This window comes from Pseudomonas sp. zfem004 (assembly GCF_032621715.1).
GTDB classification, from domain to species: domain Bacteria; phylum Pseudomonadota; class Gammaproteobacteria; order Pseudomonadales; family Pseudomonadaceae; genus Aquipseudomonas; species Aquipseudomonas sichuanensis.
On record NZ_JAVYJF010000041.1, the window covers coordinates 1 to 14,273 of the forward strand.

Annotated in this window: 13 protein-coding genes and 1 rRNA gene; 10 read left to right on the forward strand and 4 right to left on the reverse strand. The window is 63.3% G+C overall.

From position 1 onward, the window contains the following. On the forward strand, window positions 1–101 hold a 101-nt coding region (locus tag RTH46_RS25695; protein ID WP_316906750.1), incomplete at its 5' end, for an IS3 family transposase. Window positions 102–233: 132 nt separating this feature from the next. Here RTH46_RS25695 and sutA read toward each other — a convergent pair. The 3 genes from sutA to glnK form a co-directional block, all read right to left on the reverse strand. Further along, window positions 234–563, reverse strand: a complete 330-nt coding sequence (sutA, locus tag RTH46_RS25700; RefSeq protein ID WP_105947199.1) for a transcriptional regulator SutA — start codon at window positions 561–563, stop codon at window positions 234–236. Between the two features lie 428 nt (window positions 564–991). Continuing rightward, window positions 992–2,326: an ammonium transporter gene (locus RTH46_RS25705; protein ID WP_153787530.1), complete on the reverse strand. Its 1,335-nt coding sequence runs from the start codon at window positions 2,324–2,326 to the stop codon at window positions 992–994. 48 nt (window positions 2,327–2,374) lie between these two features. Beyond that, entirely contained in the window at window positions 2,375–2,713 is a 339-nt protein-coding gene (gene glnK, locus RTH46_RS25710) for a P-II family nitrogen regulator (protein WP_002555808.1), read from the reverse strand. A gap of 406 nt (window positions 2,714–3,119) precedes the next feature. Between glnK and RTH46_RS25715 the strand changes: the two genes are divergently transcribed. From RTH46_RS25715 to RTH46_RS25755, 9 genes are all read left to right on the forward strand, one after another. Further along, window positions 3,120–3,389 (forward strand): accessory factor UbiK family protein, encoded by a 270-nt coding sequence (locus tag RTH46_RS25715; RefSeq protein ID WP_153787531.1) that lies wholly within the window; start codon window positions 3,120–3,122, stop codon window positions 3,387–3,389. A 356-nt stretch (window positions 3,390–3,745) separates the two neighbouring features. Further along, the gene (locus RTH46_RS25720; protein ID WP_316906916.1) at window positions 3,746–3,973 is read left to right on the forward strand and encodes a hypothetical protein; all 228 of its coding nucleotides are present in this window, start codon (window positions 3,746–3,748) and stop codon (window positions 3,971–3,973) included. A gap of 298 nt (window positions 3,974–4,271) precedes the next feature. Then, complete coding sequence (mgtA, locus tag RTH46_RS25725; RefSeq protein WP_316906917.1) at window positions 4,272–6,977, forward strand: magnesium-translocating P-type ATPase; 2,706 nt, start codon at window positions 4,272–4,274, stop codon at window positions 6,975–6,977. Between the two features lie 9 nt (window positions 6,978–6,986). After that, window positions 6,987–7,346 (forward strand): DUF2493 domain-containing protein, encoded by a 360-nt coding sequence (locus tag RTH46_RS25730; protein WP_153787534.1) that lies wholly within the window; start codon window positions 6,987–6,989, stop codon window positions 7,344–7,346. A gap of 108 nt (window positions 7,347–7,454) precedes the next feature. Beyond that, window positions 7,455–8,942, forward strand: coding sequence for a YifB family Mg chelatase-like AAA ATPase (locus tag RTH46_RS25735; protein WP_316906918.1), 1,488 nt, complete (start codon window positions 7,455–7,457; stop codon window positions 8,940–8,942). Between the two features lie 128 nt (window positions 8,943–9,070). Continuing rightward, window positions 9,071–9,322, forward strand: a complete 252-nt coding sequence (locus RTH46_RS25740; protein ID WP_153787536.1) for a DUF2790 domain-containing protein — start codon at window positions 9,071–9,073, stop codon at window positions 9,320–9,322. 31 nt (window positions 9,323–9,353) lie between these two features. Then, window positions 9,354–10,370 carry an alpha/beta hydrolase gene (locus RTH46_RS25745; RefSeq protein ID WP_316906919.1) on the forward strand — a complete coding sequence of 339 codons (1,017 nt, stop codon included), beginning with the start codon at window positions 9,354–9,356 and terminating at the stop codon, window positions 10,368–10,370. Between the two features lie 228 nt (window positions 10,371–10,598). After that, the gene (locus tag RTH46_RS25750; RefSeq protein WP_279847397.1) at window positions 10,599–12,386 is read left to right on the forward strand and encodes a monovalent cation:proton antiporter-2 (CPA2) family protein; all 1,788 of its coding nucleotides are present in this window, start codon (window positions 10,599–10,601) and stop codon (window positions 12,384–12,386) included. Window positions 12,387–12,465: 79 nt separating this feature from the next. Then, window positions 12,466–13,890, forward strand: coding sequence for a mechanosensitive ion channel family protein (locus RTH46_RS25755; protein ID WP_316906920.1), 1,425 nt, complete (start codon window positions 12,466–12,468; stop codon window positions 13,888–13,890). An 81-nt stretch (window positions 13,891–13,971) separates the two neighbouring features. Here the strand turns inward: RTH46_RS25755 and rrf are convergent. Next, window positions 13,972–14,087: ribosomal RNA gene (gene rrf, locus RTH46_RS25760) — 5S ribosomal RNA — on the reverse strand. Window positions 14,088–14,273: the final 186 nt, after the last annotated feature.

Genomic DNA, 14,273 nt, shown 5'->3' on the forward strand with positions numbered 1-14,273 from the left:
CGGGTCTGGACGAGTACATCCGCTACTACAACCATGACCGCATAAAGCAGAAACTGAACGGCCTGAGCCCTGTCGAGTACAGGGCCCAGGCCGCTAGCTAATCTGTCCAACTTTTTGGGGGCAGTCCACCCTGTGGGAGCCGGCTTGCCGGCGATAGGGCCGGTACAGGCGACACAAATCTCACAGCCACAAAAAAGCCCGCAGCGACGGCGGGCTTTTTTGCTTTCAGCCACTCAGATAGGGCGGCTGCCGTACTTGTTGTCCGGCTTCTTGGGCGGGTCGGCGACCACATTGGCCTCGACTTCCTGCACCTTGCCACCGCGCGAAAGAAACTCTTCCATCGCCTTGGCCAGGGCATCACGCTCCTTCTGCTTGGCTTCCATGCTCGGCATTTCGTCTACCGAAACAGCCGCCTTGGACTTGCCCTTGGCAGTCGGCGCGGGGCTGCTGTCGTCATCGCCAGCATCCTCGGCACCATCGTCGGCTGCCGCTTCGAGGCCTTCATCACCCTCGTCTTCGTCACCTACTTCGAGGTCATCATTTTCCAGATCGTCGTCGCTCATGTTCTACCTCATGACTTGCGAAAAGCAGGTTAGTTATAGACCGGTGCACCGTAGACGGCAGGCACCGGTGAAAATTCAACTGGCCGTGGGTTGGCCACTGCCTCGGGTGTCCACCTCCTGATGGGAGGCCCGGCACCCAGCAGACCCTGCTCCTGGCAAGGCCTGACAAAACTGTTCTGACCCTGGCTGGCCACAGGCTACTGCAAGCCTAGCAAAGGGTGGCGAAGTGTGCGGGTTACTCGTCCCACACCCTTCGGCGCGCATTCTAGCGCGCTCGCAGAAAAAGCAAAGCACCAGAAACGCCCAATGACTTGTAAGTTTTCTACCAACGTCGCGTACAGGACAGCGAAACCGTTTGCCGGGCGTAAAACGGCAAATTACAGGCAAAAAAATGCCCGGCGAACCGGGCAAGTTTTCCAGCGTGGCGGTTACAGGTTGTAGCCGCGCTCGTTGTGTTGAGCCAGGTCGAGGCCGACCGACTCTTCTTCTTCGCTGACCCGCAGGCCCATCACCAGGTCCAGCACCTTGAGGATCACGTAGGTGACGATGGCGGTGTAGATCACGGTGAAGAGCACGCCTTTGGCCTGGATCCAGAACTGCGCGGCGATGTCGGTGACCGCGCCGAAGCCGCCCAGGGCCGGCGCTGCGAACACACCGGTGAGCAGCGCACCGACGATGCCGCCGATACCGTGTACGCCGAAGGCGTCGAGCGAGTCGTCGTAACCCATCTTGCGCTTGAGGCTGGTGGCGCAGAAGTAGCAGACCACGCCCGAGACCAGGCCGATCACCAGCGCGCCCATCGGGCCGACGGTACCGGCGGCCGGGGTAATGGCGACCAGGCCGGCGACCACACCCGAGGCGATGCCCAGTGCGCTCGGTTTGCCGTGGAAGATCCACTCGGCGAACATCCAGCCCAGGGCGGCGGCGGCGGTAGCGATCTGGGTGACCAGCATCGCCATGCCGGCGGTGCCGTTGGCGGCGGCGGCGGAGCCGGCGTTGAAGCCGAACCAGCCGATCCACAGCATTGCCGCGCCCATCAGGGTGTAGCCCAGGTTGTGCGGCGCCATCGGCGTGGTCGGGTAGCCTTTGCGCTTGCCCAGCACCAGGCAGCAGACCAGGCCGGCGATACCAGCGTTGATGTGCACCACGGTGCCGCCGGCGAAGTCCAGTACGCCCCAATCCCACATCAGCGCGCCGTCACCGCTCCAGACCATGTGCGCGATCGGCGCATAGACCAGGGTGAACCACACGCCCATGAAGATCAGCATTGCCGAGAACTTCATGCGTTCGGCAAAGGCACCGACGATGAGCGCCGGGGTGATGATGGCGAAGGTCATCTGGAAGGTGATGAACACCGCTTCCGGGAACAACGCGGTGGCAGAGGTCAGGCCCGACGGCGTGACGCCGTTGAGGAAGGCCTTGGAGAAGCCACCGATGAAGGAATTCAGGTTGAGCACGCCCTTTTCCATACCTGCGGTATCGAATGCCAGGCTGTAGCCGTAGATTACCCACAGGATGCTGATCAGCCCGGTGATGGCAAAGCACTGCATCATCACCGACAGCACGTTCTTGGAACGCACCATGCCGCCGTAGAACAGGGCCAGGCCCGGGATGGTCATGAACAGGACCAGCGCCGTCGAGGTGAGCATCCAGGCGGTGTCGCCGGAGTTGAGCACCGGGGCGGCAGTTTCCTCGGCCAGGGCCAGCCCTGGCATTACGAGGGACAATAGGGCTCCTAGCCCTGCGATCTTACGCAGAGTCATGTTGTTTTCTCCTGGGGCGTTGGGTTTGGTGAGGCTTTTTTGTAGCGTTTAGATCGCGTCGGTATCGGTTTCGCCGGTACGGATGCGGATCGCTTGCTCCAGATTGACCACGAAAATCTTGCCGTCACCGATCTTGCCGGTGTTGGCCGCCTTGGTGATGGCCTCGATCACCCGATCAAGGTCCTTGTCGTCGATGGCGACATCGATCTTCACCTTGGGCAGGAAATCGACCACGTATTCGGCGCCGCGATACAGCTCGGTGTGACCCTTCTGCCGGCCGAAGCCTTTGACTTCGGTCACGGTGATGCCCTGCACGCCGATTTCCGACAGCGACTCGCGCACGTCGTCCAGCTTGAACGGCTTGATGATGGCAGTGACTAGCTTCATGAAACTCTCTCCCGATTTGGTGGACTTGCCCCAGGAAAACAAACCCGTCTCAAGTCTAAGCGCAGCGCCTGTCTTTGTAACGCGTCGTCGGCTCCATCCTCCCCGCCGCGACACCTTGTGGCGGTGACCAAGGGCCGTACCACTGGGCTACGCACTGCCTGATCACAACGGACTGCATCAGTGCATGGCTCACCCAGGTCTTTGCAGAAACCTTGCCAGCTCCGGGAAAACACCAGAAAACAGGTAGTTGCGTGAAACAGTCGGGATTGGCCAGTCGCCAGCAGGGAAAAGCTGCACAACTTCGGTGCGCGACCTTTGGCCGCCCTGCGCAAAAAGTGTGCAGCACGGGCCGGCAAATGCGGCGTGCTACACTGCTGCCCTTTCACAGATCAGCGGATAGCCAGACATGCTCGCGCCCAAAGCCTTTCTCGATGCCCTGAGCGACCAGGCCTCGCGCCTGTTCAGCGGCGACACCGCACAGCCTCGCGCCGAACTGGAAAGCCAGTTCAAGGTGCTGATGCAGGGCGCCTTCAGCAAACTCGACCTGGTCAGCCGCGAGGAGTTCGACAGCCAGATGGTGGTATTGGCCCGCACCCGCGCCCGCCTTGAAGCGCTGGAGAAACAGTTTGCCGAGCTGGAAGCGCGGATAGCGCCAGCGCCGGCGTCAGAGGAATAATCATCCCGTCTCTGGAGCGGCCCTGCCGCTCCTGCAGGGAACGCAACCTGCCGTTGGAATTTCCTACATACAGTTGCACCGATTAAACAAGGTGAAACTTAATTCAGTTTCACCTTGCGGGTTGACTTGCCCGCTATGCTTTGCATAAAGTTCACCCGCCCCGAAAAGCGGGCCTTTATTTCAACTCACGAAGAATTCAATGGACACAGTATCTAGTCGCTGCCTGACCGCCTCTGGCTGTCAGGCACTTGAACCGGAACTCCGGGCCCGCCTCCCTGGCTGGGCAAGCCGCGCCAGAGCCTGATGCTCCGCCGTAGCTTGCCGCCCCGGGTGCCAGCCCGGTCGGAGGCAAGCTCATGAACCTCATCACCTTTATCCGTACACAGCTGCACGCCCGCCTTGGGGCGCTGCACACCTTTGCCCATGCGGCCCCGCCGCCCTTCCCCGCCCCCGTCGCGCGTGGCTCTCGCCTGCGTGCCACCTGGCTATCGCAACCCGGTAACGGCAGCCTGCGCCTGCACTGGCATGCCGACGACGGCCAGGAACCGCCGAGTCGATGGCGCGCCTTGTTGTGTTTCGGCTGACGGGCGCGTCGCCACTTACATATTGAATAGCCATCAATAAGACACGAACTTTTAATTATTAAAGTTCGCAGGACTCTTATTGCCTGAAAGTTTCCAGAGGAATAACAGCACCATGGACTCAGCCAGTAGAAAGTTCGCTGCCGACATTAACCCCGGCATGCGCCAGCGAACGTTCAAGCGCCGGATAAACAAGCTTTTTTACCGATCGATTGATCGCGGCCCGAAACACGCGCACTCACCCGCCCAACCGTGAGTCGACTGTGTTTCGTGCCGCCTCCTGCGGCAGGAGCACAGCCCAATGACCGTCAAAGACCGCAACACCACCACAACTGCGGACGCCCGCCTGTCCATGCGTGCCGCCCGTGAGGCGCGCAACGGCCTGGCCGTCACCCTCGCCAACCTCGACGCCAGCGAGCTCGGCCTGACCGAGCACGAGGCCGCCAAGCGCCTGCAGCGCGACGGCGCCAACGAGGTCGCCCACGACAAACCGCAACCGGCCCTGGTGCAACTGCTCAAGGCGCTGCACAACCCCTTCATCTATGTACTGCTCACCCTCGCCGCCATCAGCTTCGTCACCGACTACTGGCTGCCGCTGCGCGCCGGTGACCTCGACGACCTCGACCTGACCAAGGTGATCATCATCCTGACCATGGTCAGCGTCAGCGGCCTGCTGCGCTTCTGGCAGGAATACCGTTCGAGCAAGGCGGCCGAAGCCCTCAAGGCGATGGTCCGCACCACCGCCACGGTGCTGCGTCGCGAGCGCCACGACAGCCCCGCGCAGCTGCGCGAAGTGCCCATGAACGAACTGGTGGCTGGCGATATCGTGCAGTTGGTCGCTGGTGACATGATCCCTGCCGATATCCGCCTGATCGAGTCGCGCGACCTGTTCATCAGCCAGGCCGTGCTCACCGGCGAAGCGCTGCCGGTGGAAAAGTACGACACCCTCGGCCACGTCGCGCAGAAGTCCGCCGCCGACAGCGCCACTGACGAAGGCAGCCTGCTCGACCTGCCGAACATCGGCTTCATGGGCACCAACGTGGTCAGCGGCCGCGCCCGCGCCGTGGTGGTGGCTACCGGCAAGCGCACCTACTTCGGTTCGCTGGCCAGGGCGATTGCCGGCTCGCGCAGCCAGACCGCCTTCGACCGCGGCGTGAACAGCGTCAGTAGCCTGCTGATCCGCTTCATGCTGGTGATGGTGCCGGTGGTGTTCGTGCTCAATGGTGTGGTGAAGGGTGACTGGAGCGATGCCTTCCTGTTCGCCCTGGCCGTGGCCGTGGGCCTCACCCCGGAAATGCTGCCGATGATCGTCAGCGCCAACCTGGCCAAGGGCGCCGTGGCCATGGCCAGGCGCAAAGTGGTGGTCAAGCGCCTGAACGCCATCCAGAACTTTGGCTCGATGGATGTGCTGTGCACCGACAAGACCGGCACCCTCACCCAGGACCGCATCATCCTCGAACACCATGTCGACCCGAGCGGCCGCAGCGACCCGCAACTGCTCGAGCTGGCCTGGCTCAACAGCCATCACCAGAGCGGCGTGAAAAACCTGATGGACCAGGCCGTGCTGCGCTTCGCTGGCGAGAACAGCGGCTTCCAGCCGCCCTACGCCTACGCCAAGGTCGACGAATTGCCCTTCGATTTCATTCGCCGGCGCCTGTCGGTGATCGTCAAGGATGCGCTCGGCGAACACCTGCTGGTCAGCAAGGGCGCGGTCGAGGAAATGCTCGCCATCGCCACCCATGTGGAAGAAAACGGCCAGCGCCTCCTCCTCGACGAGGACCAGCGCCAGCAACTGCTGGCCAGTGCCAGCGCGTTCAACCAGGACGGCTTTCGCGTGCTGCTGATCGGCACCCGCGAAATCCCCGCCGCCGAACGCAAGGCTCAGTACAGCACCGCTGACGAGCGCGGTCTGGTGATCCGCGGCTTCCTGACGTTCCTTGACCCGCCCAAGGAAACGGCTGGCCCAGCCATTGCTGCGCTGCGAGAAATGGGCGTGAAGGTGAAAGTGCTCACTGGCGACAACCCAGTAGTCACCTGCAAAGTTTGCCGCGAAGTGGGGCTGGAGCCCGGCCAGCCACTGCTTGGGCAGGACATCGAGCGGCTGGACGACGCCCGGCTCAAGGCACTGGTCGAAGAACGTACGGTGTTCGCCAAGCTCACCCCGTTGCAGAAGTCGCGGGTGCTCAAGGCGTTGCAGGCCAACGGCCACACCGTCGGTTTTCTCGGCGACGGCATCAACGACGCCCCAGCCCTGCGTGACGCCGACGTGGGCATTTCGGTGGACAGCGGAACTGACATCGCCAAGGAATCGGCCGACATCATCCTGCTGGAAAAGAGCCTGATGGTGCTCGAAGAAGGTGTGCTCAAAGGCCGCGAAACCTTCGGCAACATCATGAAGTATCTGTGCATGACCGCCAGTTCCAACTTCGGCAACGTGTTCTCGGTGCTGGTAGCCAGCGCCTTCATCCCGTTCATGCCGATGCTGGCGATCCACCTGCTGCTGCAGAACCTGATGTACGACTTCTCCCAGTTGTCGCTGCCCTGGGACCGCATGGACAAGGAATTCCTGCGCGAGCCGCGTAAATGGGATGCCCGCAACATCGGCCGCTTCATGCTGTGGATAGGGCCCACCTCGTCGATCTTCGACATCACCACCTTCGCCCTGATGTGGTACGTGTTCGCGGCCAACAGCGTGGAGATGCAGGCGCTGTTCCAGTCCGGCTGGTTCATCGAAGGCCTGCTGTCGCAGACCTTGGTGGTGCACATGCTGCGCACCCGCAAGGTGCCGTTCCTGCAAAGCACAGCGGCGCTGCCGGTGATCCTCGCCACGGGCCTGGTGATGTGCCTGGGTATCTACATCCCGTTCTCGCCGCTGGGGGCGATGGTCGGGCTGGTGCCGCTGCCGTGGGAATACTTCCCATGGCTGGCCGCCACCCTGCTGGGCTACTGCCTGGTGGCGCAAGGCATGAAGACCCTGTACATCCGCCGCTTCGGCCAATGGTTCTGAGGGGGGCGCATGCGTGTACTGATCTGTGCGGGGCGCAACTACGCCGACCACCAGCGCTGCCGTCGGGCGCTGGACGAACTGCAGCGCTGGCAACCGATCCAGGTGCTCATACACGGCGGCAGCCAGCACCTGGGGGGTGATATCGAAGCCTGGGCACGGGAGCACGGTGCGGACATCGTCCGCTACCCGCCCAACTGGCAGTTGCACGGCAAACTGGCTGAACGGCTGCGCAACGTTTTCATGTTGCGCGACAGCCGGCCTGACCTGGTGCTGGCTTTACCGGGTGGCGACGATACCGAGGAGCTGCTGGCTCGGGCACGGGGTGAGGGAGTTGGGGTGGTGTACGGCAAGCAGCCCGCTGCTAGGTGAGGCCGTGGAAAAACCTCGACGCACTCTTTCCAGCGTGCCCGCCAGGGCCGCCACTATGCTTTGCCGGGCCGCAGGATGCGGCCCGAATCATGCGAACACGGAGCGCCCATGTCCCTCGCCCTCGTCCACAGCCGCGCCCAGGTCGGCGTGCTGGCACCCGCCGTCAGTGTCGAAACCCACCTGGCCAACGGCCTGCCGTCGCTTACCCTGGTCGGTTTGCCCGAGGCCACGGTCAAGGAAAGCAAGGACCGGGTACGCAGTGCCATCGTCAACGCCGGGCTGGAATACCCGGCCCGGCGCATCACCCAGAACCTCGCCCCGGCCGACCTGCCCAAGGACGGTGGGCGCTACGACCTGGCCATCGCCCTGGGGATACTCGCTGCCAATGGCCAGGTGCCGGTGGCCGCGCTCGAAGACATCGAATGCCTGGGTGAATTGGCCCTGTCCGGGGCGCTGCGGCCAGTGCAGGGTGTGCTGCCCGCCGCGCTGGCGGCACGCGACGCCGGGCGGGCGCTGGTGGTACCACGCGAGAACGCCGAGGAAGCCAGCCTGGCCAGCGGGCTGGTGGTGTACGCGGTGGGGCATCTGCAGGAGTTGGTGGCGCACCTGAGCGGGCAACTGCCGCTGCCACCCTATGCGGCCAACGGCTTGCTGCTGGAGCAACGGCCCTACCCCGACCTCAGCGAGGTGCAGGGCCAGACCGCGGCCAAACGAGCCCTGCTGCTGGCGGCTGCCGGTGGCCACAACCTGCTGTTCACAGGCCCCCCCGGCACCGGCAAGACCCTGCTCGCCAGCCGCCTGCCCGGCCTGCTGCCACCGCTGGACGAGCGCGAGGCGCTGGAGGTGGCGGCAATCCGCTCGGTCAGCGGCCACGCACCGCTGGACAGCTGGCCACAGCGACCGTTTCGCCACCCCCATCACTCCGCCTCGGGCCCGGCACTGGTCGGTGGCGGTAGCCGCCCGCAGCCGGGCGAAATCACCCTGGCGCACCATGGCGTGCTGTTTCTCGATGAACTGCCAGAGTTCGAGAGGCGCGTACTGGAAGTGTTGCGCGAGCCATTGGAATCGGGCGAGATCGTGATCGCCCGGGCCAGGGACCGAGTGCGCTTCCCGGCACGCTTCCAGTTGGTGGCAGCGATGAACCCCTGCCCCTGCGGCTATTTTGGCGACCCCACCGGCCGCTGCCGCTGCAGCCCCGAGCAGATCCAGCGCTATCGCAACAAACTCTCCGGCCCCCTGCTCGACCGCATCGACCTGCACCTGACGGTGGCCCGGGAGAATACCGTGCTCGGCATTCAACCCAGTGGCGAAACCAGCGCCAGTGTCGCCGCTGTCGTGGCCGAGGCCCGTGCGCTGCAGCAGCGTCGCCAGGGCTGCGCCAATGCCTTCCTCGACCTCAACGGCCTGCGCCGGCATTGTCCGCTGGCCTCGGCCGACCAGGCCTGGCTGGAGACCGCCTGCGAGCGCCTCACGCTGTCGCTGCGGGCGGCTCATCGCCTGCTCAAGGTGGCGCGTACGCTGGCGGACCTGGAGCAGGCCGAGGCCATTGGCCGGGCCCACCTGGCCGAAGCGATGCAGTACCGACCTGGCAACTGACAGACCATGTACATCGTCAATCTTCTCCATAGCTGAAATATATTTTGCGCACTAACTATTTGCGCTCAATATTCATCTCACGCAGCAAGCAGTCGCCAAACCCACTCAGCACATCCTGGAGAACGATCATGACCCTTCGCACAATTCTCGCCCTCGGCGTTACCACCCTGGCCATCGGAACCAGCGCCGGGGCCTTCGCCACCGAAGCCACCGCCTACCGCTACGGGATGAACCTGGACATCGCTCAGGTGGTCACCGTCGAGGCGCCCACCGCCATTCAGGGCCACACCAGCACCGCCATCCTGACCTACCGCGACAGCAACGGCCAATTGCAAGCCGTGAGCTACAGCCAGCCCACCACCCTTGCCAACCAGAACTGAGCCGCCGGCTCGCACGCAGAGGAACCCGCACATGAAACTGTCCCGCACCCTGACCGCTGGCCTGCTGGCCATGGCCGTGAACAGCGCCTTCGCCGCCGGCAGCCCTGGCGTCGAGCGCAACACTCAAGGCTTCCTCGATGCGCTTGCCGCAGGCGGCGGCAAGCCGCTGGAAACCCTGGCGCCGAAAGACGCACGCGCCGTACTGAGTGGAGCCCAGGCCGGGGTGAAAGTCGATGTGTCGGGTATCCGCGTTGAACGCCACACCATTCAGGTCGATGGCCAGCCACTGCAGATCCGTGTAGTGCGCCCTGAGGGTGCCACGGGCAACCTGCCAGTGTTCATGTTCTTCCACGGCGGTGGTTGGGTGTTGGGCGATTACCCCACCCACGAACGGCTGATCCGCGACCTTGTGGTCGGCTCCGGCGCAGCGGCGGTATACGTCGACTACACGCCTTCGCCGGAAGCGCAGTTCCCCACCGCGATCAACCAGGCCTATGCCGCTACCCGCTGGGTCGCCGAGCATGGCCAGGAGATCGGCGTCGATGGCAGCCGCCTGGCGGTCGCCGGCAACAGCGTCGGCGGCAACATGGCTGCGGTGGTGGCGATAAAGGCCAAGGAGGCCGGCACGCCGAAGCTGCGCTTCCAGGCGCTGCTGTGGCCGGTGACCGATGCCAACTTCAACAACGCCTCCTATAGCCAGTTCGCCGAGGGCCACTTCCTGACCCGCAGCATGATGCAGTGGTTCTGGAACAGCTACACCACAGACCCGCGTCAGCGCGACGACATCCATGCCTCGCCGCTGCGTGCCAGCCTGGAGCAACTCAAGGGCCTGCCACCGGCCCTGGTGCAGACTGCCGAAATGGACGTGCTGCGTGACGAAGGCGAAGCCTATGCCCGCAAGCTCGACGCCGCCGGGGTGCCGGTGACTGCAGTACGCTACAACGGCATGATCCATGACTATGGCCTGCTCAATGTACTGAGCGCCGTACCCGCAGTGCGCACAGCCATGGACCAAGCGGCGCAGGCCCTTAAAACGCATCTGAAGTAAGGGGTTGGTGCAAGCCCGCTACCACAGCCGCAAGCGTGGGAGCGGGCTTGCCCCGCGATTGGCCAATCAAAGGTTCCACTTTCAGAACGATGCTTCCCGCCAGGCTGGAATTGTCCTGTTTCCCGCAGCACCCGAAAATGCTCGCCTCTTCCAGCGATGGCATAAGCTTCGGCAACGTGCCATCCGTTCCCTAAAGCGCTGCCTCATGCAGTTCAAGGAGTACGAGCAATGCCACACGAAGGCAGCCTTCTACAAACCGCAGTCATCTTCCTGCTTGCCGCCGTGGTCGCAGTGCCCCTGGCCAAGCGCCTGCAACTGGGCGCCGTGATCGGTTACCTGCTGGCGGGTGTGGCCATCGGCCCGCAGGCGCTGGGCCTGATCCGCGATACCGAAAGCGTCGCGCATATCTCCGAACTGGGCGTGGTCCTGCTGCTGTTCATCATCGGCCTTGAGCTTTCACCCAGACGCCTGTGGCTGATGCGCAAATCGGTGTTCGGCGTCGGCACCGCCCAGGTGCTGCTGACCGGCGCGGTGATCGGCGCCATCGCCCTGTTCGGCTTCAGCCAAACGCTGCCGGCCGCCATCGTGCTCGGCCTGGGGCTGGCACTGTCTTCCACCGCCCTTGGCTTGCAGAGCCTGGCCGAGAGCAAGCAGCTCAATGCGCCCCATGGCCGCCTGGCCTTTGCCATCCTGTTGTTCCAGGACATCGCTGCAATCCCGCTGATTGCCCTCGTACCGTTGCTGGCCGCCAGTGGCCCGGACACCAGCCATGGCGACAGCCTCGAACATGGCCTGAAAGTGTTCGCCAGCATCGCGATCGTCATCGTCGGTGGTCGTTACCTGTTGCGCCCGCTGTTCCGTACCGTGGCCCGCACCGGCCTGCCGGAAGTGTCCACCGCCACCGCATTGCTGGTGGTGATCGGCACCGCCTGGCTGATGGAAGAGGCGGGAATCTCCATGGCTCTCGGCGCCTTCCTGGCCGGCCTGCTGCTGGCGGACTCCGAGTATCGTCATGAGCTGGAGTCGCAGATTGAACCGTTCAAGGGCCTGCTGTTGGGCTTGTTCTTCATCAGTGTCGGCATGGGCGCCAACCTGCGCCTGCTGGTGGACATGCCGCTGGTGCTGCTGGGCCTGACCCTGTTGTTGATCGCGGTAAAGCTGGTGCTGCTGATCGGCGTCGGCCGCCTGGCCGGTGGCCTCAACAGTGCAAGCGCGCTGCGCCTGGGCATGGTGCTGGCAGCCGGCGGCGAGTTCGCCTTCGTGGTATTCAAGCTGGGCAAGGATCAGGGCCTGTTCGATACGCAAACCTACGACCTGCTGCTGATGACCATCACCCTGTCGATGGCCATTACTCCATTGCTGATGCTCGGCTGCGCCCGCGCCCTCAAGCGCCCGCAAGCCGTGCGCGAGGTGCCCGAGCAGTACAAGAGCATTGATGCCGGCAGCCCTCGCGTAGTGATTGTCGGTATGGGCCGCATGGGCCAGATCGTTTCGCGCATCCTGCGTGCGCAGAAGATCCCCTTCATCGCTCTGGAGACCTCGGTGGATGCCATCGAGATGACGCGCATGTTCGAACAGGCGCCGGTGTTCTACGGCGACCCGCTTCGCCCCGAAGTACTGCATGCGGCCAAGGTCGGCGAGGCCGAGTATTTCATCATCACCAGTGACGACCCCGAGGCGACCATTCGCACCGCCGAGCGGGTCAAGCGCCTTTACCCGCACCTCAAGGTCATCGCTCGTGCACGCAACCGTCAGCATGTGCACAAGCTGATGGATGTCGGCGCGGAGCCTATCCGCGAGACCTTCTATTCCAGCCTGGAAATGAGCCGTCGTGCGCTGGCCGGGCTGGGGCTGACGGATGAGCAGGCCGCCGACCGCATCGCACGCTTTACCGAGCATGACGAGCAGGTATTGGAAGCCCAGGGCCGGGTGCGTGACGATCGGGCCAAGGTGATGCAGACGGCCAAGGAAGCGCGGGTGGAACTGGCGCGGCTGTTCGAGTCGGATGTGGATTGACCTGCATGGAGTGGGCAGCCATTGCCTGCCCGCTCAACCTGCTCTTTACTGACGTTCAGCCCTCTGCAGCGAGAACACCATGCTGGCGCTCATCCAGTCCTACCCCTTGCTGCTCGGCACTTGCCTGATCATTGGCGACTTGCTGCTCTGGCAAGTGATCCCCCAGCAGCACCGCCTCTGGCGCATTGCCTCACGGCTGGTGATCTTCCTGCTGTTCAGCGCCGTGCTGGTGGCTGCCGGGATGAGCCCGCTGCAGCCACCACCCTGGATTGACGAAGTGTCGCGCAACCTGATGGCAACGGTGCTCGCCATTGGCTGGTGGCTGTTCGGTGCGCGTACGGTGACGGTGGTGTTCGGCCTGCTGCTGGGGGCACGTGGGAGCCATGGCGGACGCCTGTTGCAGGATGTGATTGGGGCGCTGATCTTCCTTGCCGCAGTAGTAGCCGCAGCGGCCTATGTGCTGCAACTGCCGGTCAAGGGTCTGCTGGCCACGTCCGGGGTGATGGCCATCGTCATTGGCCTGGCCTTGCAAAGCACGTTGAGCGATGTGTTTTCGGGCATCGTGCTCAACACCACGCGGCCCTATCAGATAGGCGACTCCATCTCCATCGACGGTACCGAAGGCAAGGTGGTGGATATCGACTGGCGTGCCACGCGCATGATCACCGGCACAGGTAGCCTGGCGGTGATACCCAATTCGCTGGCGGCCAAGGCGCGGCTGCTTAACCACAGCCGCCCGGCCGATCGGCATGGGGTAGTGATCAGCGTGGTGGTGCCGGCCAAGGTCCGGCCAAAGCGCGTGTTCGATGCACTGGAGAAGGCCCTGCAAGGCACCAGTGCCTTGCTCGCCTCTCCTGCTCCTAAGGTAACGGTCAAGACTTCTTCCCTGGAGTCCGTCGAATACGAGGCCAGTGCTTTCGTCGCCGACATGGCGCTCAAGACTGAAGTACGCAACCAGTTGTTCGACCTCGCCCATCGCCACCTGGAGGCCAGCGGGGTGATGTGGAACGTCGACCTGACGCTTGCCCCACGCAGCCGTCAGCGCGAGCTGATCGATGAGGTGCGGGTATTCCGCTCGCTCAGCGCTGAGGAGCGTGACTCGCTGAGCCAACGCATGACGGCAGTGGAGTATCTGGCCAACCAGGTGATCCTGGGCATCGGCGACAATTCAGACCACCTGCTGGTGATTGGCAGCGGTGTGATACAGGCTTCGGTGCGTAATGGGGACAAGCTGGTAGAGGCCGGGCGCATGGGCCCGGGCGAGGTGCTCGGAATCGAAGGGCTGGTGGACGACGATGGCTCTTTCGCCGAATTCCGCACCCTGACCGGATGCCTGCTGTACCGTATCGAGAAGGAACAGGTACGCAGTTGCCTGGAGCAACGTAGCGAGGTGCAGTCGGCGTTCACCAAGCTGCAGCGATTCCGTCGGCAGAGTAGAGAGTCACTGCTGATGCAGAAGCCTGCGCAAGTGAAGAAAGGTGGGTTCCTGAGCTGGTTGCGCTAGCGCAACGCCGTGCATTGCAGGATAAGGTCCTGAAAAGACAAAGCCCCTGATCGCATCGCGATCAGGGGCTTTGGATTTGAATCTTGACGATGACCTACTCTCACATGGGGAAACCCCACACTACCATCGGCGATGCATCGTTTCACTGCTGAGTTCGGGATGGGATCAGGTGGTTCCAATGCTCTATGGTCGTCAAGAAATTCTGTGTGCTGGCCCGTCTCTCGGACGTGCCTGCGAATCTCTGTAGTTCCTACTTAAAGACAAAACCCCTACCTGCATGCGCAGATAGGGGTTTTGCGAAATGAATCTTGACGATGACCTACTCTCACATGGGGAAACCCCACACTACCATCGGCGATGCATCGTTTCACTACTGAGTTCGG

Bases quoted from the DNA above. Each gene is read 5' to 3' on its own strand.
- sutA (WP_105947199.1), bottom strand. From the start codon at position 563: ATGAGCGACGACGATCTGGAAAATGATGACCTCGAAGTAGGTGACGAA.
- RTH46_RS25705 (WP_153787530.1), bottom strand. From the start codon at position 2,326: ATGACTCTGCGTAAGATCGCAGGGCTAGGAGCCCTATTGTCCCTCGTA.
- glnK (WP_002555808.1), bottom strand. From the start codon at position 2,713: ATGAAGCTAGTCACTGCCATCATCAAGCCGTTCAAGCTGGACGACGTG.
- RTH46_RS25715 (WP_153787531.1), top strand. From the start codon at position 3,120: ATGCTCGCGCCCAAAGCCTTTCTCGATGCCCTGAGCGACCAGGCCTCG.
- RTH46_RS25720 (WP_316906916.1), top strand. From the start codon at position 3,746: ATGAACCTCATCACCTTTATCCGTACACAGCTGCACGCCCGCCTTGGG.
- mgtA (WP_316906917.1), top strand. From the start codon at position 4,272: ATGACCGTCAAAGACCGCAACACCACCACAACTGCGGACGCCCGCCTG.
- RTH46_RS25730 (WP_153787534.1), top strand. From the start codon at position 6,987: ATGCGTGTACTGATCTGTGCGGGGCGCAACTACGCCGACCACCAGCGC.
- RTH46_RS25735 (WP_316906918.1), top strand. From the start codon at position 7,455: ATGTCCCTCGCCCTCGTCCACAGCCGCGCCCAGGTCGGCGTGCTGGCA.
- RTH46_RS25740 (WP_153787536.1), top strand. From the start codon at position 9,071: ATGACCCTTCGCACAATTCTCGCCCTCGGCGTTACCACCCTGGCCATC.
- RTH46_RS25745 (WP_316906919.1), top strand. From the start codon at position 9,354: ATGAAACTGTCCCGCACCCTGACCGCTGGCCTGCTGGCCATGGCCGTG.
- RTH46_RS25750 (WP_279847397.1), top strand. From the start codon at position 10,599: ATGCCACACGAAGGCAGCCTTCTACAAACCGCAGTCATCTTCCTGCTT.
- RTH46_RS25755 (WP_316906920.1), top strand. From the start codon at position 12,466: ATGCTGGCGCTCATCCAGTCCTACCCCTTGCTGCTCGGCACTTGCCTG.